This is a genomic window from Herbinix hemicellulosilytica (genome assembly GCF_002904165.1).
GTDB lineage: Bacteria > Bacillota > Clostridia > Lachnospirales > Lachnospiraceae > Mobilitalea > Mobilitalea hemicellulosilytica.
The window spans coordinates 130,290-153,166 of the sequence record NZ_CVTD020000016.1; the positions used below are offsets into that span (position 1 = coordinate 130,290).

Below are 22,877 nucleotides of genomic sequence, written 5' to 3' on the forward strand. Positions count from 1 at the left end.
TTGGCTGATTCTTCCTGGAATAATCCTAAAATGAAGAACATAGATCCCCGGAAATTAGCCGTTCTTATGGAGTTGGTTAAAGAAGCCCAGGGAAAACCTATCGATAAATTAATCCCTCTTATATTAAGTGCCAACAAAAAGCTTCAGGCTCAAAATTTAAGTTTTACTAAAGATGAAAGCGAGGTTTTAATAGAAATACTGACTAAAAATATGTCCCCAAAAGAAAGGGCACGGTTTGAAATGCTAAGAAAACTGATGTCAGGAAAATAATATTGGCTTGTTATTTAAATTAAGATCCGGATACGTCAAATCAATACTGAGCATAACAAAAGAACATCTAACTTATTTTGTATGTAATAATTGGAACATTTATATCCGATTATTACGCACAAAATAAACTAGATGTTCTTTTATCAGTGTATAAGGTTACATCTATATAAATCTTTTTATTCTTTTTCTACTCTTATTCCAATTATAAAAGCAAATTGCACAGTCTACGTATTTTATATTTTAGTTATCTTATGGTTTCTGTTTTTTCCTCCAGCTTAGCCTCCCTGTACATTCTTATATACTCTCTTACATATAAAGCAAAAGATAAGGCCAAAAATGCACCGCATATAAGCAACATAACATTTACAATATTCTGATTCAGATTAGGTACAGCAACCAGTACCAACATTACTGCATAAAATACTGTTGTTGATACCTTACCGAACCATTTAGAACCGTCCAGTTTTTTATTCTTTTTAAGCATTGCAAGACCGGCTATAAGCAGGAACAACTGCATTAATACAAACAATATCAGCAGTAGAAACATCCATTTAATTTTCACTATCAGAACAAAAATTAAAGCAGCCTGTGTCAATTTGTCGGCTATCGGATCAATCAGCTTGCCAAGCTCGGTAACCATATTAAAAGTTCTTGCAATAAAACCGTCCAAAAGATCGGTAATCCCTGATGCAAGAACTACAGCGGCTGCCTGAAAGTATTCCCTGGTTTCCTGTGCCTTAATATATTGCACTACAAATACCGGTATCAGCAGGAAGCGGATATAACACAAAATATTCGGGATGCTCCACAAGTCTTTCTTGTTAAATTTAGATATAACCTTCATAATAAAATCCCCTTTACTAGTTTATGCTGCTAATAATGTCTTTATATAAATATCATTGCAATCCATTAATTAAAGGAAATTATATGAGTAAATAACTGCTATCTTCATATCTCCATAACTATATTATTAAAATATTTCGTTCTATTAATATAATTACAACTATAGCTTATATTTTAACATATTCCTTATTTTTATCAAAGGTGTTTTTTTAAAAGCTAAAATATAAAATATATTTCTTAGACAAAAACAAGCCCTCCCCTTATATTATCAAAATTTAAGGAGAGGGTCTGATTTATTTTACAACAATATTTACTATTTTACCGGGTACATAAATTTCTTTAATAATCGTACCTGATATTTTTCCTGCCAAAACTTCTTTAGCCTTATTTATGGCGGTTTCTTTGGATGCATCTGCAGGTATCATAACGGTACCCCTTGTTTTTCCGTTTATTTGTACCGCTATTTCTATTTCACTGTCCTTTAGCATTTCTTCATCATATGTCGGCCAGGTATTTTTGAACACCGAAGTATCGTGGCCCATCTGTGCCCACAATTCTTCACTGATATGAGGAGCAAACGGAGCCAAAAGTATAATTGCAGTTTCTAATGTATCACGGTCAATACCGCCTGCTTTTTTTACCAAATCAATCATCTTATTGTTATATTCCATAAAACCGCTTACAACAGTATTGAGACTGAAGTTCTCGAGCCTTGTGGTAATGTCATGAACAAACCTGTGTCTGAGCTTAATCATTTCCTGAGTCGGTTCAACAGTTTTATCCTTGTTATCCATTACCAGATTATAGAAGCGGTTCAGGAATCGGTATACACCGTCAATTCCCCTGTCATCCCATTCGGAATCCAGTTCGGGCGGTCCTACAAACAACTCATATAATCTTAATGAATCCCGGCCGTAATCCCTGACAAGATCGTCGGGTGAAACTACATTACCTTTGGATTTGCTCATTTTTGCCCCGTTCTTTACTATCATTCCCTGATTAAAGAGCCTTATGAAAGGTTCGTCAAAGTCTACCACTCCGATATCTTTCAGGAATTTTGTATAGAATCTGGAATATAACAGGTGCAGTACGGCATGTTCCACACCGCCGATATACATATCCACAGGTAAATACTTTTGCGCCTTTTCTTTGCTTACCAGTTCTTTGTCATTTTTGTTGTCCACATAACGCAGGAAATACCATGATGAACCTGCCCACTGAGGCATGGTGTTGGTTTCTCTCTTAGCCGGTTTTCCGCACTGAGGACAAGTGGTATTTACCCATTCATGAATATTGGCAAGGGGTGATTCACCAGTACCGGTCGGTTCATATTTTTCTACATCCGGAAGCAGCAAAGGCAGTTCTTCTTCGGGAACGGGAACGGGACCGCAGTCTTCGCAGTGAACGATAGGAATAGGCTCGCCCCAATAACGCTGACGGGAGAATACCCAGTCACGCAGCTTGTAGTTTACCGTCTTTTTACCGATTCCCATCTTCTCCAGCAAATCCGGTATCTCTTTTTTAGCGGTTTCAGAATCCATTCCGTTCCATTCACCGGAATTGATCATTATACCGGGCTCGGTATAAGCTTCATTTAGTTCAGGCACTTCTTTGCCGTCTTTTGATATAACCTGAATAATCGGAATACCGAATTTTTTAGCAAAATCAAAGTCTCTTTCATCATGGGCAGGAACACACATAATGGCACCTGTTCCGTAATCGGCAAGCACATAATCCGATATCCAGATAGGTATAGGCTTCTTGGTTAACGGGTTAATTGCATAGCTGCCGGTAAATACGCCGGTCTTTTCTTTATCCTGCATACGGTCAACCGAAGATTTCATCAAAGCTTTTTGGATATACTCTTCTACCGCTTCTTTCTGCTCAGGTTTTGTCAGTTCACTTACCATGGCATGTTCTGGAGCTAAGACCATAAATGTGGCACCGTATAAAGTATCGGGCCTTGTGGTATAAATTTTTATGGTCTTATCGCTTCCCTGTACCTCAAAGTCTACCTCGGCACCGTAACTTTTTCCGATCCAGTCTGTCTGCATCTTCTTTACTTTTTCAGGCCAATCAAGCTTATTTAAATCCTCAAGCAGACGGTCCGCATACTTTGTTATTCTTAACATCCACTGTTTTAAGTTCTTTTTTGTAACGGGAGTTCCGCAGCGTTCACACTCACCGTTAACAACTTCTTCGTTGGCAAGTCCTGTCTTACAGGAAGGGCACCAGTTAATAGGCATTTCTTTCTGATATGCAAGACCTGCCTTAAACATTTTTACGAAAATCCACTGGGTCCATTTATAAAATTCGGGATCGGTAGTGTTTACTTCCATATCCCAGTCATATATTGCGGATATATCTTCCAACTGTTTTTTGAATGTTGCTATGTTTTCTGCCGTAGATACTCTGGGATGTACGCCCATTTTTATGGCATAGTTTTCTGCAGGGAGGCCGAAAGCATCCCAGCCCATGGGGTGAATGATGTAGTAACCGTTAAGCAGCTTATATCTGCTCCATACATCACTTATTACGTATCCTCTCCAGTGTCCTACGTGAAGACCGCTTCCCGACGGATAAGGAAACATATCCAGACAATAGTATTTGGGTTTTTTGCCGTCATTGACATTGACAGGATTTTCTTGCCAGTACTTTCTCCACTTTTTCTCTATTTCCTTATGGTTATAAGGTGTTGGCATTCTTTTCTCCTCCTTATTTACTTTTCAGATAAATATTGGTGTAAAATCTTTATATCCTTATAATGCAGCTGTAAGATTTATAAGCAGGAAGCTTTGTAAATTTTAAATATTATATAACAAAAAAACCTTTCATCTGCATAGAGACGAAAGGTAATTTCCGCGGTACCACTCTAATTCGCAATAATACTTATTGCGCACTTATAACCTTTAACGGGGATTATCCGTTCCGACCTACTGAAAATTCAGCCGGAAAGCTCCGAGGCGAGTTGGGAGACCGTTGCTGCTGCCTTCCACCGACCGGCAGCTCTCTGAAAGCACATCTTCTCTTAATACTCCTCTTCACAGCTTTTTTCAATATAATTTTTATTAATTTAATAAATAAAATATAATATACTTAATAAATATAGCACTACTTCCGCTTTTGTCAAGTATCTCTTACTTAATATTTCCCGGGCTTTAAGGGTACTTCACAATTTTCAATTCAAATTTCACTCTTTAAAATCTGGGACTTTAATTTTTTTACTTTTTTGAAAAACGGAACTGTTCCAATAACACTAACCAGTATCTGTAATATAAGGCAAATTATTAAGTTTATACGTTTAGTTTCAAAATATAAACATGAAACAAGGCCGATTATTATGGTTATGGCTGTAATTAATAATGTTACTTTCAGAATATCCATTCTTAATACTCTTCTGCTTTCTAATGACAATTTTTCAAGATCATCCTTATTCATATATATAAGCCCAATATCTCCGCGCATATCTTTAAATGATTTAACGGTCAGGACTGAAAATAATGTAATTCCTGTAACAAAAAAAATTTCAGGTACAATAAAGAACTCATACATAGCCATAAAGACACTCCCACCTTATTTAAATTATATTTCTTTCGGCTTTTCTTATATTATAACAAATACAAAATATTTACAAATTAAAATATGCTTAAAAAATATTTATAAATTACAAAACCTATCGATACAGCAGGGGTTTAAATCTTTACAAATACGCTTATTAATAATATGTATGCAAATCATAAAATACAGTTAAAATAATATACTTAAAATAAATATCAAAACGGAGGTTTTATGGGCTTTATTACTGATTTTATTAAAGAGTACGGTCTTTTTGCTATTTTTCTGATAATAATGCTTGAATATGCCTGTTTTCCTGTTTCCAGTGAAATTGTTCTTCCCCTTTCCGGGGCTGTTGCCTCTATAAATAACATTCATTTTCTAGTAATCCTGCCTGTAAGCGTAATTGCAGGTTTGATAGGAACCGGCCTTTGTTATGCCATAGGCTGGTTCGGAGGCGCTGCTATCATAAATTCAATCATACGAAAATTCCCCAAAGCAGAAAAATCTATTAAAGCCTCATATGAAAAATTTAACGAAAACGGAGCCTGGGCCGTATGCATCGGCCGAGTTATTCCCCTTATCCGTACATATATAGCATTAGTTGCAGGAGCGGCAAAATTAAACCCTGCCACATATTTTCCCTCATCTTTCCTTGGTATTACCATATGGAATACCCTTTTAATAGGCTTGGGATACTCCCTTAGGGAAAATTATGACAGGGTAGCGTCATATTACCAACGCTATAAACATAATCTGATTCCCGTAATTTTTATTTGCTTCGTATATTTAATCTTAAACCGTATTCTTAAAAAAAGAAAAAACAAAAAAATCGAAAGCCAAACATAAAGGCGAAATTTTTTATATTTTAATTACTAGGCCGTTTCAAAATATATTATCCTACGACGGATTTATTTTTCCATCTGCCCGATAATACCCTGACGGTTCCTACTATACCTGTGACAAACCATGTTAAAGCCGTTGCAAGAAAAATTCCTCTGTATCCGATAGTAACGGACAAGTATTTGGAGAAAATAACCCTGCATACAACTTCTATCAATCCCATTATCATGGGAATTCTTATATCACCAGCACCGCTAAGGAAATTTCTTGTTACAAAAATCATGCCAAGAAAGCTATAAAACATACAAGTGATCCTTATTCCCTCAACACCGTATAGTACCACATCAAACTCATCTTTTTTGGTAAAGAGCATCATTATGTATTGACCGCAAAAATACATCACAGGCAGCATAACCAGACTAAATATTATGGCTATAACAGTTGCAGATTTCATCCCTTTTTTTACCCGGTCCAATTTCTTAGCCCCTATATTCTGTCCGGTAAATGCCGCAACAGCGGCACCTAAAGACATAAAAGGCTGCATGACAAGCTGTTCAATCCTGTTGACAACCGTATAAGCCGCCGTTATTACAGTTTCATTGAAGCTGTTAATAACCGACTGTAAAGCTAACATCGATACCGATACAAAGGAATTTTGCAAAGCCACAGGGATACCGAAGCGGATACACTTTATAAATATATCCCGGTCAGGTTTAAGTTCTTTAATAGGTATACGAAGAAATTTAATTTTGATTAGGGCATATATAATACAACCTATGGCTGATACATATTGAGATATTATTGTTGCTATGGCAACACCTGCAACATTCCAGTGAAATGCAATTACAAAAATCAGATCCAAAATAACATTAAGGACACTTGCCACAATCAAAAATACCAGAGGAGTTATAGTATCGCCAAGGGCCCGCAAAACAGCGGACATGCCGTTATAACCTGCAATACCCAAAATACCTAGTAAGGATAATTTCATATATAGTTCCGACTGATCAATTATATCCGGATGAGTATCCAACAGTTCCAACAAGGGACGGCAAACAAAAAAACCTGCTATCCCCATGATAACAGATGCCAGAAATACTACATATATGGCTGTAGCAAAACTCTTCCTTACGTTATCATAATCTCCCGCACCGAAATATTGGGATATTACAATGGATATACCAGCCGAAAGGCCGAAGGTTAATCCGAATATAAGAAATATGGATGAGCCTGTTGCACCTATTGCCGCCAGGGCATCCTTATTTACGAATTTTCCTACAACTATGGAGTCTACCATATTATAAAACTGCTGAAAGATATTTCCGATAAGCATTGGGCCGGTAAAAGCCAATAACAATTTTAAAGGCCTGTCTTTAGTCATATCACGCACTAGAGTTCTGGACATATATACACCTCTTTGGAAATTTTTCTTAATTAATATAGTCAATTAACTAATCTAAAATATGTATCATATTATACTAAATTTAAATCAGTTGTAAATGTATTATTTGATAAGAAAGATGTCGCATTCCCAAAAACGCTTTTCTTACATATTCCCCCCTTATCCTCATATAATTATAGAAGATTGACCAAACAAGGAGTGAAATATGCATTGGCATAGTTTATCCATCGAAGAGACCATAAGGGAGTTAAAAACGGATATTAACAAAGGTCTTTCCCAAAACGATGTTAAAGAAAGACAAAAGCAATACGGAAAAAATATTTTAGAAGCAAAAAAAGGCAAAAATCTGTTGCAGAAATTTATTGCGCAGTTTGCCGACTTTATGATAATTGTGTTAATTTGTGCCGCAATAGTTTCCCTGGCAGTATCATATATGGACGGTAACCCGGATTTTGTTGATCCGGTTATTATACTCATGATTATTTTTTTAAACGCATTTTTGGGAGTGTTGCAGGAAAGCAGGGCTGAAAAAGCTTTGGAAGCACTGAAAAAAATGGCCGCACCTACCGCCCATGTCCTAAGGGAAAGCAGGGTAAGCGAAATTCCGTCCTCGGAACTGGTTCCGGGTGACGTAGTCATATTGGAAACAGGCTGCTTTGTACCGGCCGATTGCAGGTTAGTCCACAGTGTCAATCTTAAAGTTGAAGAAGCTTCCCTGACCGGAGAATCCCATCCGGTAGAAAAAAGTGCAAATGTCCGTTTGCTACCCGAAACCAATCTTGCCGACAGAAAAAACATGGTTATGGCCACAAGTACGGTCCTCTACGGAAGAGGAGTAGGTGTAGTTACAGCTACGGGCATGAATACGCAGGTAGGCCACATAGCCAGGATGATTATGGAAGACGATACCCCGGATACTCCTCTGCAAAAAAGGCTGGCTAAAACAGGCAAGGTACTTGGGATATCCGCCCTAATCATCTGTATTATGGTTTTTCTGGTTGGAATATATAAGAAACTGCCTCCATTTGATATGTTTATGACCTCCGTAAGCCTTGCTGTGGCGGCAATTCCTGAAGGTCTTCCGGCTATCGTAACCATTATGCTTTCTTTGGGTGTACAAAGGATGGCAAAGAAAAATGCGGTAATACGAAAACTTCCTGCTGTAGAAACCCTGGGAAGTGCTACGGTAATATGTTCGGATAAGACAGGAACCTTGACTCAAAACGTTATGACAGTAACGGAAATAGCTTCCGTAAACGGAAAAGAAGAAATGAAAAGCGATTTTGGGTTCTTCCTGCTTTCTCATGCCGCCCTATGCAGTGATTCGATACTTCAGACCGAAAACAGCCTGCCTGTAATCAGCGGAGAACCCACAGAAAAAGCTTTGGTTCTGGCTGCATATAATACAGGAGCCGATAAAAACCAATTGGACCTGGCATATCCAAGAATATATGAAATCCCATTTGATTCTGCCAGAAAACTGATGACTACGGTACATAAATCTTCCGAGATAACCGCTTACAGAAGTATTACCAAAGGAGCGTATGATGTTTTAATTGAACGATGCACCCATATTTATAAAGACGGCAAACCTCATCCTCTATCTGTACGGGATAAAAACAAACTTAACTCCATAAACAACACCATGACGGGCAGGGCCTTAAGAGTTATTGCCGTTGCCTATAAAAACCTTTCCAGGTTTAATCCCACAACCGACGCTTCATCCCTTGAAAAGGATTTAATATTTATCGGACTGATTGGGATGATTGATCCTCCCCGTAAGGAAGTAAAAGAAGCCGTAAGAGTATGCAAACAGGCAGGAATTAAACCGGTCATGATCACCGGAGACCATATACTTACCGCCCAGGCTATTGCCAAAGATCTTGGTATACTTACAAATCCCGCTGAAGCCATAACCGGAGAAGAATTATCGAGAATTTCGGATGAACGGCTAAACGACACCATATCCCGTTACAGTGTTTTTGCCCGGGTATCTCCCGAACATAAGGTAAGAATTGTTAAAGCCTATCAGAACAGGGGCGAAGTTGTTGCCATGACCGGTGACGGGGTAAACGACGCGCCAGCCCTGAAAGCCGCAGACATAGGCTGTGCCATGGGTATTTCCGGAACGGATGTGGCAAAGAAAGCTTCGGATATGATACTTACGGATGATAATTTTGCGACAATTGTATACGCCGTACAGGAAGGAAGAGGCATATACGAAAATATTAAAAAGGCCATTCATTTTCTTCTTTCCAGCAATATCGGAGAAATCCTTACCATTTTTGCTGCTATATTGTTTGGCCTTCCGTCCCCTTTGGTGGCTGTGCAACTGCTTTGGGTAAACCTGGTGACAGACTCCCTTCCCGCAATTTCTTTGGGAGTTGAGCCGGCTCCCAAAGACATAATGAAAAGGAAACCCATATCGCCTAAAAAAGGTATGTTTGCGGACGGCCTTGCCTTACAGATTGTGATAGAAGGCATACTAATAGGCTCCCTGGCCCTTACGGCATTCGTAATCGGTGTCAGGTACTATGACCACCACAGCCTCCATGAGAGTAATACCTTTATCCCTTGGGTCGGAAGAACCATGGCTTTTTCCGTTTTAAGCCTGTCGCAACTGTTTCATTCCTTTAACATGAGAAGCCACCGTTCCCTTTCCGAAATCGGCATTTTTACCAACAAAAAACTGGTAATATCTTTCCTTATATGTTCTTTATTGCAAATTTCGGTAGTATCCGTACCTCCTTTAGCCAGGGTATTTCAAGTTGTACCTTTAAGTATCCGCCAATGGGCTATTGTACTCATGCTTTCTATGGCACCTATTGTTGTCGTGGAACTTCAGAAAAAATTTAATAATAAAAGACATTCCTCTTGAAATTTTAAAAGATCCATTTTATATTAAAATTATCAGCTAGACAAAAAGAGGTGAGAGCATGCCGGAAATCAGTCATGCTTTTGATCCACTTAGACCCTATGATGATTCGATGTGGGACAGATTCAGCCTGTATGACAACATGCCTTATACCTGGGATTCGAATATCGAGAAAAAAATATCACTGATAAGCGGAAATCTAATAAAAAGTTACAGATGTGTATTAACAGATGAACCATATGTGATAAAAAACTAAATAAACTTACCGGCAAAATCAAATCTTCTGATAGAATCTAATTTTAAGATATATGATTTAAACAGATAAACAGAATATACGGCAGGCTTTATGTGTAAATACGATATTATAATTATTTAGTGCTTAATAATTCTAATTCTAAAATGAAAGTTACATAAAAGTAAGAAAAGGCTTTCTATAATTAATTTACTTAATCATAGAAAGCCTTTTAATTTTTTGTATTCTTATAAATTAACTCAAATTTAAGTCTAAATCCTTAATAATTATCTTTTTACCTTGAAAGCATTTTTTCCAAGATATACTGCCCTGCTTCCAAGTTCCTGTTCAATTCTAAGGAGCTGATTGTACTTAGCAACACGGTCGGTTCTGGAAGGTGCGCCGGTCTTAATCTGGCCTGCGTTGGTTGCTACAACAATATCAGCGATGGTAACATCTTCGGTTTCACCGGAACGGTGTGATACTACCGCTGTCCACTTGTTGTTCTTAGCCATCTCTATAGCATCCAATGTTTCAGTTAAGGTACCGATCTGATTAACCTTAATCAGTACGGAGTTGGATACGTTCTGGGCTATACCTTTGCGGATTCTTTCGGTGTTGGTAACGAATAAGTCATCGCCTACCAACTGTACCTTATGACCTATACGCTCGGTAAGTTTTTTCCAGCCTTCCCAGTCTTCTTCTGCCAAACCGTCTTCCAGTGAGATTACAGGGTATTTGTTGCAGATATCATCCCAGAAATCAACCATTTCATCAACGGTCTTATATACTCCTGCCTTCCAGAAAAGGTATTCTCCTTCTCTTCCGGCTTTCTTTGCCTCGTCATACATCTCTGTGGAAGCTCCGTCTATAGCAATATAGAAATCTTCACCGGGTCTGTAGCCTGCTGCCTCTATAGCCTTCATGATATAGTCAAGAGCTTGGGTATCGCTGTTAAACTTCGGAGCAAATCCTCCTTCATCACCTACGGCGGTTACATATCCGTCGTTAGCAAGTAGCTTCTTTAAGGTGTGGAATACGGTAGCGCTTTGCTCCAATGCTTCGGCAAATGTATTTGCTCCAACAGGCATAATCATGAACTCCTGAATATTTAAGCTGGAGTCGGCATGCTTACCGCCGTTGATAATATTCATCATAGGTACAGGAAGGGTCTTGGCATTTACACCGCCAAGATAACGGTATAAAGGCAAGCCGAGTGCTGCGGCAACAGCTTTAGCGGTAGCCAAAGATACGCCAAGGATTGCGTTTGCTCCCAGTTTTCCCTTATTGTGTGTTCCGTCCAGCCCAATCAAAGCAGCATCTATTTCTGCCTGATTTTCTGCATCCATTCCCTTAAGGGCCGGAGCAATTACGGTGTTGATGTTGTCAACTGCTTTCTTGACACCTTTTCCCAGGTATCTGTTCTTTTCACCGTCACGAAGTTCTACGGCTTCAAAAGCACCTGTTGACGCCCCGGAGGGAACAGCTGCTCTGCCCATGCTTCCGTCAGCCAGAATTACGTCAGCTTCAACGGTAGGATTGCCTCTTGAGTCTAAGATTTCCCGGCCGATTATCTTCTCAATCTTTAGGTTCTTCATATGTTCAATCCATCCTTTCTATTTACTAATAATTTGATTGAATTGACCTTTTAATTATAATTCTGCATGTTTCTGGCAAGCATCAATTCTATTATTTACGAAAACATGCAAACTATACCATACACTAAAATATTGTTTATGTATTTGATTTCTGTCACAGAAAATAATAATTAAATAGCATTATTCCATATATTACATAATACATAACAAAGCAAAACAGGGCAAGTCTATTTTATTTTTTTCAGCTTAAAAAATTTTCTTTTGCCTCTTTAAACTATTGTTAATTTTTCATATATTTATGGTAATTTATGTTTTGTTATAATATAATTTTATTGATATACTATAACAAAGATAATTTGTGTTTATTAAAAATAATAAAACAATAAAGAAAGGATTGCTTTAGAAAAAGGTGAAATTATGAGCAAAACATTTGAAAAACTTCAACCGTATCTTGATAAGGTTATGGCATTACAAACCGCAAGAAATCTGTTTGAATGGGATTCTCAGACTCTGGCGCCTATTGAGTCAACTGACTACACATCAAAAGTTATCGGTATTTTAGCTGATGAATATATGAAATGCCTTACATGCGACGAAGTAAAAAAACTTGTAAAAAAGCTTAAAGAAGACAAGGAACAGGAAGAACTTACTTCCAATGAAAAAGCAATAATTCACGAACTTAATAAGACTATCGAAGAACTTGAAAGCATACCGCCCCAGGAATTCAGAGAATTTAACGAATTTACTTCCCTGTCTAACCGGGCATGGGTAAAGGCAAAAAAAGAAAACGACTACAGCCATTTTGCCCCTTATCTGAAAAAAGTAATAGAATTCAAAAAGAAATTTGCCAAATACCGGGCTAAAAATAATCAGGAGCCTTATGAAGTAATGCTCAAAGATTTTGAGGAATGCTTCGGAATTAAGGATCTTGATTCCTTCTTTGATAAAATCAAAAAAGAAATCGTCCCTTTATTAAAAGAGGTAGCTAAAAAAGCAGATACCGTTGATAAGGATTATAACTTTTTAAAATATGATATTGAAAAGCAGAAAGAATTCTGCAAATTCTTAGCCGGATATATAGGTTTTGACTTTAATAAAGGAGTAATTGCAGAAAGCGCTCATCCTTTTACCTTAAACCTTCATAATCATGATGTACGCATAACTAACAGATTTATTGAAAATAACCTGGAAAGCGCTATATTTTCGGTAATACATGAAGGCGGCCATGCCATTTACGAAATGAACATTGACGATTCAATAACAATGACACCGGTGGGTAAAGGTACATCCATGGGAATGCATGAATCTCAATCAAGATTTTATGAAAATATTATAGGCCGCAGTGAAGCTTTCTGGACTCCTATTTATCAGAAACTTGTCGATACCTATCCGGAAAACCTTAGAAATGTAAGCCTTAAACAATTTATAAAAGGAATCAATAAGGCTGAACCTAGCCTTATTCGTACTGAAGCGGATGAGCTATCTTATCCTTTGCATATCATTATCCGTTATGAAATAGAAAGAATGATATTTACCGAGGATGTTGATATAGAGCGGCTGCCGGAAATATGGAATAAAAAATATGAAGAATATTTAGGCCTTACTCCTCCCAATTATTCTCAAGGCATTCTTCAGGATACCCATTGGTCCTATGGTGAGTTCGGATATTTCCCCTCCTATGCCATCGGATCTGCGGTTGCCGCACAATTATATGCCAAAATTAAAGAAGTCATGCCTTTTGAAGAGTATTTGAGAGAAGGTAATCTGCTCCCTATACGGGAATATTTGAGAGATAATATCCACAAGTACGGTGCCACAAAAAATACAAACCAAATTCTTTTGGATGTGACAGGTGAAGAATTTAATGCCGACTATTATGTAAAATACCTGAAGGAAAAATATGAGAAGCTATATGAACTGTAATAACAAGTATTTATGAATCCATAAAATCTAAGTGTATAATGAAGCTTTTTCATTTATTTTTTTAAACATATAAGCCTGCTTAATTGCAGGCTTTTTCTATAAAGTTTTTTCTAATTTGCAAAGAAATTGGAATAAGCATAATCAATACCGGTTACAACATCTGCAGCTTCTTATTAATGTAGCAAATGACCTTAAAAAGTCCACCGTTTACGATAATTCAGGGTTACCGATAAAAGAAAAAATTGTTGCGGCAATTACTTTTTATTATCCTGTCTCAGGCTAATTAAATACTTACATTATTAAATTCTAGTGCTGAAATATTCGGTCATATTATAAATAATATAAATTAATATCCTTCTGTTATTATGATACTGACATATATTTAAAGACATACAATTACTTCATGCATAATTATAACTTAAATTTATAATTTATGTATATTTATAAATATTTTGCTTGCAAAATGCATAATTTTAAGTTAATATATTTATAAGCTCAAAGGCAATCAGGTTTACAAACGCTGATTGCCTCTTAATATAATTGAAAGGAGCAAAATTATGAAGCTTTGGGGCGGACGTTTCACCAAAGAAACCAATCAACTGGTTTTTAATTTTAATTCATCCATATCATTTGACCAAAAATTTTTCCGCCAGGATATAGGCGGCAGCATAGCCCATGCAAAGATGCTTGCCAAACAAGGTATTATCACAGATGAAGAAAAAGAACTTATAGTAAGCGGGCTGCAAAGTATATTGGAAGATATAGAAAACGGAAATCTTGAGATAACAGATGAATACGAAGATATTCACAGTTTTGTAGAATCAAAACTTATAGAAAGAATCGGGGATGCAGGGAAAAAACTTCATACAGGCCGCAGCCGCAACGATCAGGTGGCACTTGATATGAAGCTATACATAAGAGAAGAAATAGATGCAGTTGACAATTTGCTTAAAAGTATGTTGACAACTCTCTTTAATATAATGAAAGAAAATACCGAAACCTTTATGCCGGGTTTTACTCACCTGCAAAAAGCCCAGCCCGTTACTCTGGCCCATCATATGGGTGCCTATTTTGAAATGTTTAAAAGAGACCGCCAAAGGCTTTCAGATATAAAAACCAGAATGAATATTTGTCCTTTGGGATCAGGTGCCCTGGCGGGAACTACCTATCCTCTTGACAGAGAGTATACTGCTATGTTGCTGGGATTTGACGGTCCTACCCTAAACAGTATGGACTCCGTATCCGACAGGGATTATCTTATTGAGCTTCTTTCCGCCTTGTCCATAATAATGATGCACTTAAGCCGCTTAAGCGAGGAAATAATCATCTGGAACAGCAACGAGTACGGGTTTATAGAACTGGATGATGCTTACTCTACAGGCTCATCCATAATGCCCCAAAAGAAGAATCCGGATATAGCCGAACTGGTAAGAGGGAAAACCGGCCGGGTATACGGCGCTTTAGTGTCTCTTCTTACCACCATGAAAGGGCTCCCTCTGGCATATAACAAGGATATGCAGGAGGATAAGGAGCTGACTTTTGACGCTATCGATACGGTAAAAAGCTGTCTGGCTCTGTCAAATGAAATGTTATTCACCATGAAATTTAATAAGAACATTTTAGAAAGCAGTGCCAAGAAAGGTTTTACCAATGCTACGGATGCGGCAGATTATCTGGTAAACAAAGGCATACCTTTCAGGGATTCCCACGGCATAATCGGCCGCCTGGTTTTAACCTGTATTGAAAAAGGCATATCCCTTGATGAATTAAGTCTGGAAGAATATAAATCCGTTTGCCCTGCCTTTGAAGAAGATATCTATGATGCGATAAGCCTTACAACCTGCGTCAATAAAAGAAACACCGTCGGTGCACCGGGCAAAGAAGCCATGGAAAAGGTATTAAAGATATACGAAGAATACTTGCTTAATACATGATTTACATATGATGACTCTTATAATATAAGCCTGCTTTAAGCAGGCTTTTTTATGTCTTAAAAGCTGTATATTAAAAGGAAGCTATTTTAGATTTAGTTAAAGGGTATTATGATTTATTTTAATATGTCCAGTGACTACAATCCGTTACTTTTTTCTGTATTTCCAAATTATAGATATATGTTACAATAGTTATAGAAAAAACAGCTTTTTAACCTGCCTGATTTTATATATAAACTTGAGAAAAAGGAAGGTATTATGAATGTACCAAAAAATTGATCTGGAAATATACGGGACGATTTTTCAAGAATCATAAAACGATCAGAAATTGCTGACGGAAAGACGACCATATCATCTTATAAGTATAATGAACATGGGGACTTAATAAAATACGAATCAAAACAGGAGGATACTCTTTTAGCCGAAATAATCTGTCGCTATGAATATGATGAGCAATGGTGTGACCGAGGGATTTAATAATAAAATAAAGGTACTTAAGCGTATATCATATGGCATAAAAAACTTTGAACGATTTCGGACACGAATTTTACATTCTTGTAATTAAATAAAAATAAATATGACTGGCACGAGGTTTATTTGTCATGCTCAAAAATAGGTGTTTTAAAGATAAATGTTAAAAAGGCTCTAAGCCAAGTAATTTAGCATGATTCAAACACATCATACCCCAACACTTGACAAAGAGCCATTAAAATAAACTTATTCCAAATAAACACTTACAGAAAACACAATAATCAATAAAGTAAATAAACAAAGGCCTGAAAGTGTTTTACTATACTTTCAGACCTTTTATTACTATGGATTTGTATTATCAAAATTTAATATAATATATATAATTCAAATTTCTTTATACTTAGATTTTAGAATATGCTGTTTTTCCTACCTTTGAATTGGTTTTCAAATTATTTTTTAGTTATTCTCTATTTATACCCTTGTTTTCCAAAAAGACCAGTAAATTATTTGAAAAATTAACCAGCTCTTCTGCTGCTGTATCTATTTCCTTATCATCAATAATATAATTATTAGAAATAGATAGCAATGATATGTGGCATCCATTTAAGTTGAAACTATTGGTTGCTACCTGAACATCCGGATATACACTGCTGTAACTTGACTTATATTCTCCCTCTTTATTATTAAACATCATTGGATAATAACTGTAACTGGATGACCATTCCTCTTTTTCATGTAAATTATTATATTTGCTTGCAGTAACAGACAGCAATATTATACACTCTTTATCAGGGTTCTTATAAACAAATAATTTTTGCCGTCCGATTAAATCTGTTTCTTTACTTTCTATCGGAAGGGCTAAAAAAAAGTTTTTGTCATGAAGTATTTCATCATATCCTTCAATTTTAAAATCGTTATTTATTAAATCAACTATATCTGAATAATTATCATAATTTTTTTCAAATAATGACTCATAATTTATTTTATTCGCTTGTATTCTGCTAAACATAAATATATTAGTACCTAAAGACAAAACTAGTAAAATAATAACTACTATAAACTTTTTTTTCATACTTATCCTCCAATATCAATATAGATAGTGTAAAATAAGTTGTGTAAATAAAAATAGAGAAACTCCGAGGCTTATGGTAAAATGTTTAACGACCAAATCAAACAAACACCATTTAACGAAGGAGTTTCTCTATGACGAATGATAACACAAATACCACAAAGAATCTAGACCTTAATCAAACATTAAATGATTTTCTGATTGGTCTTTTAAAACAGACTATGGAACGCCTCATGCAAGAAGAACTCACAAATGTTCTTCAGTATGAAAAATATAGTTATGACGGTCGTGGAACAGGTAATTCCAGAAACGGTTTCTATTATAGAGATTATGAAACCAGGTATGGAACAATCCATGATTTAAAAATCCCACGCGATCGTAACAATGAATTCAACCAACAGCTTATACCTCCTTATGCCAGACGAGATGATTGGCTAGAAAGTCTCATTATACGCATGTATGCCAATGGTGTTTCCACCAGAGAAATCGCTAACATTATAGAAAAACTATACGGTAATTCATATAGTGCTACAACTATTAGCAACATTACCGATGTTGCGATTGATGAGGTAGAAAAGTGGCATAAACGCGATTTAAAGAAGCGTTATAGTATTATTTATATAGATGCTCTACATGTAAAACTTAGACGCACTACAGTTGATTCTGATGCTGTTTACTTCATACTTGGCATTGATGAAGATGGCTACCGAGAAGTAATTGACTTCTTTATAGGTACTAATGAAAGTGCCTATGTTTGGGAAGAAAACCTACATGCAATCAAAAGTCGTGGTGTAGAGCAGGTACTTCTTTTTGTCATGGATGGTCTGGCTGGCTTAGATGAGGCAGTCCACAGGGTATACCCAAAAGCTGAAATTCAGCGCTGCATAGTTCATAAAATCCGCTCTTCCATAAAAAATATCCGTAAGAAAGATATAAGTGCATTTACTACCGATTTAAAGGCCGTATATGAATCACCTAACATGGAATTAGCAAAAAATGCTTTGGACGAACTTAACCAGAAATGGGGAAAATCCTATCGCAAAGTAGTTGATTCCTGGTGTTACGATGATCAACTATTTACTTATTTTCTATTTCCAGAATCTATTCGTAAATGCATTTATACAACCAATTGGATAGAGCGCTTTAATAAGGAAGTTCGTCGTCTAACCAAGACGAAAGACAGCCTACCTAACGAAGATGCATGCAGCAAACTGGTGTACTTTAAAGTCATTCAATACAATGAAATATGGTCTACCAAGAAGCTAAGGGGTTTTGCTATGGCTTATGATGACCTTCAGGAAATGTTTAGTCTAAAGTATTCATAAATTTATTTACACAAAATTCTTGACACTATCTCAATATAGTTAGTAGTATTTAATTTATATATTAAAATAATTTACTAAATATATGAGCCATTTTATGCCCTTTACAATATATATGTAACATTTTTCCTTGTTTTTCCTTTTTTTATATAATAATATAATTTCAAATTTTGTCAATAGTCTAATTACTTTAGCTGTAAAATAATTTAATCTGTTGTGACTTTGTGCCATAAATATTGAGAACGGCATATAATCACAGCAGGTTAATTTAATGATCATATAATTACAACCGAAAAAGAATAATATTTTTAATTAATTAAGCCATGTAAATTTTGGGTATTTAAATATGGCTTTCCCCTTAATTTTTTCCTTTTTTACAAACTTATTTATCCAATAGCGTGAATCCATGGAAGAATTCCGGTTGTCTCCCATCATAAAATAACAGCCCTCCGGAACAACTACCGGTCCGAAGTCCTCTTCCTCCATCGGTTCCAATATATAATCTTCTTCATAAACCTCATCATTAATATATAAGATACCGTTTCTGATTTCTATTTTATCTCCGGGAAGCCCTATAATTCTTTTGATATAATCCACCTGTTCATTGTCCGGGAAAGGAAATACTACTATATCCCCCCGTTTAGGGTCTGAAAATAGGTACGACAAGCGGAAAGTAAAAACCCTGTCTCCTGTCATTATGGTATTTTCCATAGAGCCTGACGGCACTTCAACTTTAAATATTACAAAACGGTTAATAAGCAAAGCCATGACAAACGCAACAGCAATTACTAAAACCCAGCTTATTATTTCTTTAATAATAATCCGCTTATTCATAATGTCACTCCTTTTGTTATTTAACACACAAAATATTTAATACGTCCGTACAATCGAATTTCAGGGATACTACCGTAAAAAGCAAAACTGCTATTATATATAACAGTATATATAACAGAATCAATATGTACTTTTTCTCATATTCCCCATTATATCATTTCCGATAACAGTGTTTACGGTATACCCTATCTTCTCCTTTCTTTTGTATAAAAAATCCCATACAAACTAATATTACCACAAATATTTAACCTGCTCAATTATTTTTATAAATTTTGCCAATTTCTAAAGCACACTTTTAAATACTTCATATTATATTGTATGGGAGGTTTTCGTATGCATGATTGTGAACTTATTTCATTTATAACCGCTGTGGCCTGTACTATAATCAAATGTTTTCCTGATGAAGAACTTGAACTTATTTCTGCTGCCTTTGTCCAGCTGGGAGACACGCTCGCAACATATCTTGTTCAGCAAAGTATGAAGGAAAATAAATGCCAAAGTAAATTAAACGATTGTAATTAAAATAATGCCGTTATGCACAGAATATAGCAGAAAAATAATACAAGAAATATATTCCGGTATTTTTATAAAAAGGACAACTGTAGTTTTAAGCGTAATTCAAAAATCCTGTTTTTTATAAAATACAAGGTCTGAAAGTGTTCATATTCTTTCAGACCTTATTTATCTTCAACTCATCAATCTTAATATATATCCTATACTATATATGTTCATTAATCATATCATTATTAAATTAATCCATGTGTTATTTTACTCCTTATACATTATGGTAAATTATCCCCTTTCGATATTAAACAGTCCATTTGCAAGCATCCATAAAGCCGGAAAGAAATTCATAATCTGCCAAACCCCCGCACCCCGTATCTGAAACTCAGGAATCAGGCGAAGTTTGGCATTCATGCTTCTTGCATCGTCAAACCATACTACGTGTTCTACCCCTTGCGCATCGGTATAAAAATAGAAAGGGGCCTGTGCAGTTTCGTCAAACTGTATGGTAACGCCGTACTGTGCCGCCCTGGCTATGGCTTCCTGATTGCTTAAAGCCTCCGCCATAGCTTCTCCCATTACAAATGGCAAGGACCAGTCATAGGCATAATTTGGTACTCCCATAAGAATTTTTTCTCTGGGTATTACCGATACACCGTACTCTAAAACCCTTCGGACATTATTTAGCGGAGACGTTGCCATGGGCGGCCCGAAAAGATACCCCCACTCGTATGTCATCAAAAGTACAAGATCTGCTATTGCCCCCATAGCCGGATAATCGTGAGCTTCATATAAAAGCCCTGTCATTTCGCCTGAAGTCTTAGGCGCCAATGCCACTAAAGTCAAAAATCCCAGCGGCTGGAGCCGGCTTTTTACATTTGCTATAAAATCTATAAACAACTGCCTATCTTCAGGCAAAATAAATTCAAAATCTATATCAAGCCCAATATACCCTTTTTCCTGCATGGTGGCTATGATATTTTCTATTAACCTGTTCTGGCCTTCAGGATTAACAAACATATCATGGGCAATCTGAGAATTAAACTCCATCTCAGGTGTCATCGGAGCTAACATCATAATAGGAGGAACTCCGAAAGTATATCCTTCAGAGATCAAAGCTTCGTCAGATATAGGAACCAAATCACCCTGGGGGCTGAAACCATAAGTAAATAACGCCTGATAAGTGAGGAAGGGTAAGGTTTTTCTGTGAACTTCCCTGTTAATAAACGGATAGGCATAACCGTTTATTAATATATTGCCGAGTTTAGTTTCTTCTTCAAATGTTATAACCAATGTTTGCCCGGGAGTTAAAACTGCCTGAACCGCTGCCCACGGATTATTTCTTAGAATATCCTCAACAGTTACGTTATAAGTCTGAGCAATTGACAAAAGAGTGTCTCCTGGAGCAATAGTATGTTCCAAAGTCGGTATTCTGACAATTAAGCTCTGCCCCACAACCAAATTTTCGGGATTAGGAAGTTCATTATCTATAATCAACCTCTCGGGAGTGACCCCGTATTGCTCTGCTATCGAACTTAAAGTTTGCCCCTGCTCCACAACATGGATTATCATTATTAACTCTCCATGAATTAAACTTTATTAATTAATATATGCTAAGGATAAACGATTGTTATTTAATTACATCATAACCCGGCATTGCATAATAGCCGAAGGTATCATATAATTAAAAATAACTGAGAGAATATGGCATGGGAGGATGAAAAGATGAATAAGTATAAAATAATTACAGCCGATCAGTTTCGTAAAAACCCTTTTCAGTTAATCGGTAAAGACTGGATGCTTGTGACTGCCGGTAACAGCGAAAAGGTGAATACGATGACAGCCTCCTGGGGCGGATTGGGTGTTATGTATGGAAAAAATGTGGCTTTTATCGTTATCAGGCCGCAAAGGTATACAAAAGAGTTTGTAGATAAAGAAGATACTTTTTCATTAAGCTTTTTTGACAAGGAATACAGAAAAGTACTTAACTATCTGGGAACGGTATCAGGTCGTGATGAAGATAAAATAGCCAAATCCGGATTAACCGTAGTTGATTTTGAAGGTACCCCTTATTTTGATGAAGCTAACCATGTCCTGATCTGCAAAAAATTATTCCGACAACCTCTTAATATAGAAAATTTGCTGGACGAAAAACTTATAAATACCTGGTATCCTAACAGAGATTATCATACTTTATATATTGCTGAAGTCACCAAAATACTTCGAATCTACCATAATCAGGATACAGATTATAGCATATAAAGCTATATTTGTTTTATAGTTTTAACACTTAATTAAATGCATAAAAATAAACACACATAGTATTGTATATCTGACATGATATTCTATGTGTGTTTATCATTATATGCAGTTTATCATTATATTCAGTTTTTCCTTAATCTTTCTTTCATCTTACAGTATACTTTACTTGCAACAATGTCTCTATTCATTGATGCTATTCCATTGCATTATGAAGCTGTAATCTATGATTATGGCCGTTTTCGATTGAGTCAATGGCCATTTTTATAAATGTAAGGATAGCATCTACCACCTTGCTGCACAGCTCTATTATATATTTAATATCCTGTTTTACAGCTTTAAGCCCCGACAAATATTCCCTATGGGTATTAATAATATATTTTATAATCTCATCATATGTATAAAGCTTCTGTCCTTGAATTGCCAGCGAATGTATACCTTCCACTTCTATGAATTCCCTGAGCCGGTATTTCATCTCCTTTTCATAATACACATGGTCAGCCATGGATCCGGTATATTCCGAATTGTGAGGAAGCGTACAATAGTCTGCCAAATAATGGGTTATTATTCCAAGATGTCTGGCAAAATAACTGCCAATACCTTTACTTACGTCATAATCAACAGTTATTTTTTTTATTTCCTTTATAAGTATGTCAAATGTTTCTTCAATAGTATGTCGTCTTGTTAAAAATGAGGGCTTTAAATCCGGCAAGATGCTTCCTATATAAAAAGCCTTTTTATGCTTAATCAGTTTGTGTTCCTTAATATTGTCAATCAAAAATTTAGCCAGTGATATATGTGACTTCTTTCTCATCTGAAACCTCAAATCTAAGTATAATTAGCAGTCTATAAAAATCTACATTGTCGATATTACACTATTTAGGATACTATCACAATAGGATTAATTATAATTAAAATAGCAAAATTTTATTATAATAATAATAGC

Annotated in this window: 18 protein-coding genes, 1 pseudogene and 1 other annotated feature; of the genes and pseudogenes, 10 read left to right on the top strand and 9 right to left on the bottom strand. The window is 36.1% G+C overall.

Annotated elements, in window-relative coordinates:
* The gene (locus HHT355_RS07720) at positions 1 to 270 is read left to right on the top strand and encodes a hypothetical protein (RefSeq protein ID WP_103202862.1); all 270 of its coding nucleotides are present in this window, start codon (positions 1 to 3) and stop codon (positions 268 to 270) included.
* Between the two features lie 244 nt (positions 271 to 514).
* On the opposite strand, the gene HHT355_RS07725 is transcribed toward HHT355_RS07720, so the two are convergent.
* The 3 genes from HHT355_RS07725 to HHT355_RS07735 form a co-directional block, all read right to left on the bottom strand.
* Positions 515 to 1,114, bottom strand: a complete 600-nt coding sequence (locus HHT355_RS07725; RefSeq protein WP_103202863.1) for a CDP-alcohol phosphatidyltransferase family protein — start codon at positions 1,112 to 1,114, stop codon at positions 515 to 517.
* A gap of 292 nt (positions 1,115 to 1,406) precedes the next feature.
* Positions 1,407 to 3,815 (bottom strand): leucine--tRNA ligase, encoded by a 2,409-nt coding sequence (leuS, locus tag HHT355_RS07730; RefSeq protein ID WP_103202864.1) that lies wholly within the window; start codon positions 3,813 to 3,815, stop codon positions 1,407 to 1,409.
* A 136-nt stretch (positions 3,816 to 3,951) separates the two neighbouring features.
* Positions 3,952 to 4,167 (bottom strand) — a binding site (T-box leader).
* A gap of 129 nt (positions 4,168 to 4,296) precedes the next feature.
* Complete coding sequence (locus HHT355_RS07735) at positions 4,297 to 4,671, bottom strand: hypothetical protein (protein ID WP_103202865.1); 375 nt, start codon at positions 4,669 to 4,671, stop codon at positions 4,297 to 4,299.
* A gap of 231 nt (positions 4,672 to 4,902) precedes the next feature.
* Here HHT355_RS07735 and HHT355_RS07740 point away from each other — a divergent pair, with 231 nt between their 5' ends.
* Positions 4,903 to 5,517: a DedA family protein gene (locus tag HHT355_RS07740; protein WP_103202866.1), complete on the top strand. Its 615-nt coding sequence runs from the start codon at positions 4,903 to 4,905 to the stop codon at positions 5,515 to 5,517.
* Positions 5,518 to 5,563: 46 nt separating this feature from the next.
* Here the strand turns inward: HHT355_RS07740 and HHT355_RS07745 are convergent, their stop codons facing one another.
* Entirely contained in the window at positions 5,564 to 6,916 is a 1,353-nt protein-coding gene (locus HHT355_RS07745; protein WP_242967606.1) for an MATE family efflux transporter, read from the bottom strand.
* A gap of 202 nt (positions 6,917 to 7,118) precedes the next feature.
* On the opposite strand from HHT355_RS07745, the gene HHT355_RS07750 reads away from it, so the two are divergent.
* Both HHT355_RS07750 and HHT355_RS07755 read left to right on the top strand, forming a co-directional pair.
* Positions 7,119 to 9,791, top strand: coding sequence for a calcium-translocating P-type ATPase, PMCA-type (locus HHT355_RS07750; protein ID WP_103202867.1), 2,673 nt, complete (start codon positions 7,119 to 7,121; stop codon positions 9,789 to 9,791).
* A 58-nt stretch (positions 9,792 to 9,849) separates the two neighbouring features.
* Positions 9,850 to 10,044, top strand: a complete 195-nt coding sequence (locus tag HHT355_RS07755; protein ID WP_103202868.1) for a hypothetical protein — start codon at positions 9,850 to 9,852, stop codon at positions 10,042 to 10,044.
* A 263-nt stretch (positions 10,045 to 10,307) separates the two neighbouring features.
* Here the strand turns inward: HHT355_RS07755 and eno are convergent, their stop codons facing one another.
* Positions 10,308 to 11,618: a phosphopyruvate hydratase gene (eno, locus tag HHT355_RS07760; RefSeq protein ID WP_103202869.1), complete on the bottom strand. Its 1,311-nt coding sequence runs from the start codon at positions 11,616 to 11,618 to the stop codon at positions 10,308 to 10,310.
* A 417-nt stretch (positions 11,619 to 12,035) separates the two neighbouring features.
* Here eno and HHT355_RS07765 point away from each other — a divergent pair, with 417 nt between their 5' ends.
* From HHT355_RS07765 to HHT355_RS07775, 3 genes and pseudogenes are all read left to right on the top strand, one after another.
* Entirely contained in the window at positions 12,036 to 13,541 is a 1,506-nt protein-coding gene (locus HHT355_RS07765; protein WP_103202870.1) for a carboxypeptidase M32, read from the top strand.
* A 557-nt stretch (positions 13,542 to 14,098) separates the two neighbouring features.
* Positions 14,099 to 15,475 carry an argininosuccinate lyase gene (gene argH / locus HHT355_RS07770; RefSeq protein WP_199179172.1) on the top strand — a complete coding sequence of 459 codons (1,377 nt, stop codon included), beginning with the start codon at positions 14,099 to 14,101 and terminating at the stop codon, positions 15,473 to 15,475.
* Between the two features lie 448 nt (positions 15,476 to 15,923).
* Positions 15,924 to 16,037, top strand: a pseudogene (locus HHT355_RS07775) (transposase); the annotation flags it as partial.
* Positions 16,038 to 16,403: 366 nt separating this feature from the next.
* On the opposite strand, the gene HHT355_RS07780 reads toward HHT355_RS07775, so the two are convergent.
* Positions 16,404 to 17,015 carry a hypothetical protein gene (locus HHT355_RS07780; RefSeq protein WP_103202871.1) on the bottom strand — a complete coding sequence of 204 codons (612 nt, stop codon included), beginning with the start codon at positions 17,013 to 17,015 and terminating at the stop codon, positions 16,404 to 16,406.
* A gap of 131 nt (positions 17,016 to 17,146) precedes the next feature.
* Here HHT355_RS07780 and HHT355_RS07785 point away from each other — a divergent pair, with 131 nt between their 5' ends.
* Positions 17,147 to 18,337 carry an IS256 family transposase gene (locus HHT355_RS07785; RefSeq protein WP_103202154.1) on the top strand — a complete coding sequence of 397 codons (1,191 nt, stop codon included), beginning with the start codon at positions 17,147 to 17,149 and terminating at the stop codon, positions 18,335 to 18,337.
* A gap of 309 nt (positions 18,338 to 18,646) precedes the next feature.
* On the opposite strand, the gene lepB is transcribed toward HHT355_RS07785, so the two are convergent.
* The gene (gene lepB, locus HHT355_RS07795; RefSeq protein WP_103202873.1) at positions 18,647 to 19,168 is read right to left on the bottom strand and encodes a signal peptidase I; all 522 of its coding nucleotides are present in this window, start codon (positions 19,166 to 19,168) and stop codon (positions 18,647 to 18,649) included.
* 333 nt (positions 19,169 to 19,501) lie between these two features.
* Here lepB and HHT355_RS07800 point away from each other — a divergent pair, with 333 nt between their 5' ends.
* On the top strand, positions 19,502 to 19,690 hold the full coding sequence (locus tag HHT355_RS07800) for a DUF6774 domain-containing protein (RefSeq protein ID WP_103202874.1): 189 nt from the start codon (positions 19,502 to 19,504) through the stop codon (positions 19,688 to 19,690).
* A 270-nt stretch (positions 19,691 to 19,960) separates the two neighbouring features.
* Here the strand turns inward: HHT355_RS07800 and HHT355_RS07805 are convergent, their stop codons facing one another.
* Complete coding sequence (locus HHT355_RS07805; protein WP_103202875.1) at positions 19,961 to 21,244, bottom strand: glycosyl hydrolase family 18 protein; 1,284 nt, start codon at positions 21,242 to 21,244, stop codon at positions 19,961 to 19,963.
* A 153-nt stretch (positions 21,245 to 21,397) separates the two neighbouring features.
* Between HHT355_RS07805 and HHT355_RS07810 the strand changes: the two genes are divergently transcribed.
* A complete protein-coding gene (locus tag HHT355_RS07810; RefSeq protein WP_103202876.1) occupies positions 21,398 to 21,934 on the top strand; it encodes a flavin reductase in 537 nt (178 codons plus the stop codon).
* A 193-nt stretch (positions 21,935 to 22,127) separates the two neighbouring features.
* Here HHT355_RS07810 and HHT355_RS07815 read toward each other — a convergent pair whose 3' ends face one another.
* Positions 22,128 to 22,745 carry a zinc dependent phospholipase C family protein gene (locus HHT355_RS07815; RefSeq protein WP_103202877.1) on the bottom strand — a complete coding sequence of 206 codons (618 nt, stop codon included), beginning with the start codon at positions 22,743 to 22,745 and terminating at the stop codon, positions 22,128 to 22,130.
* Between the last annotated feature and the right edge of the window lie 132 nt (positions 22,746 to 22,877).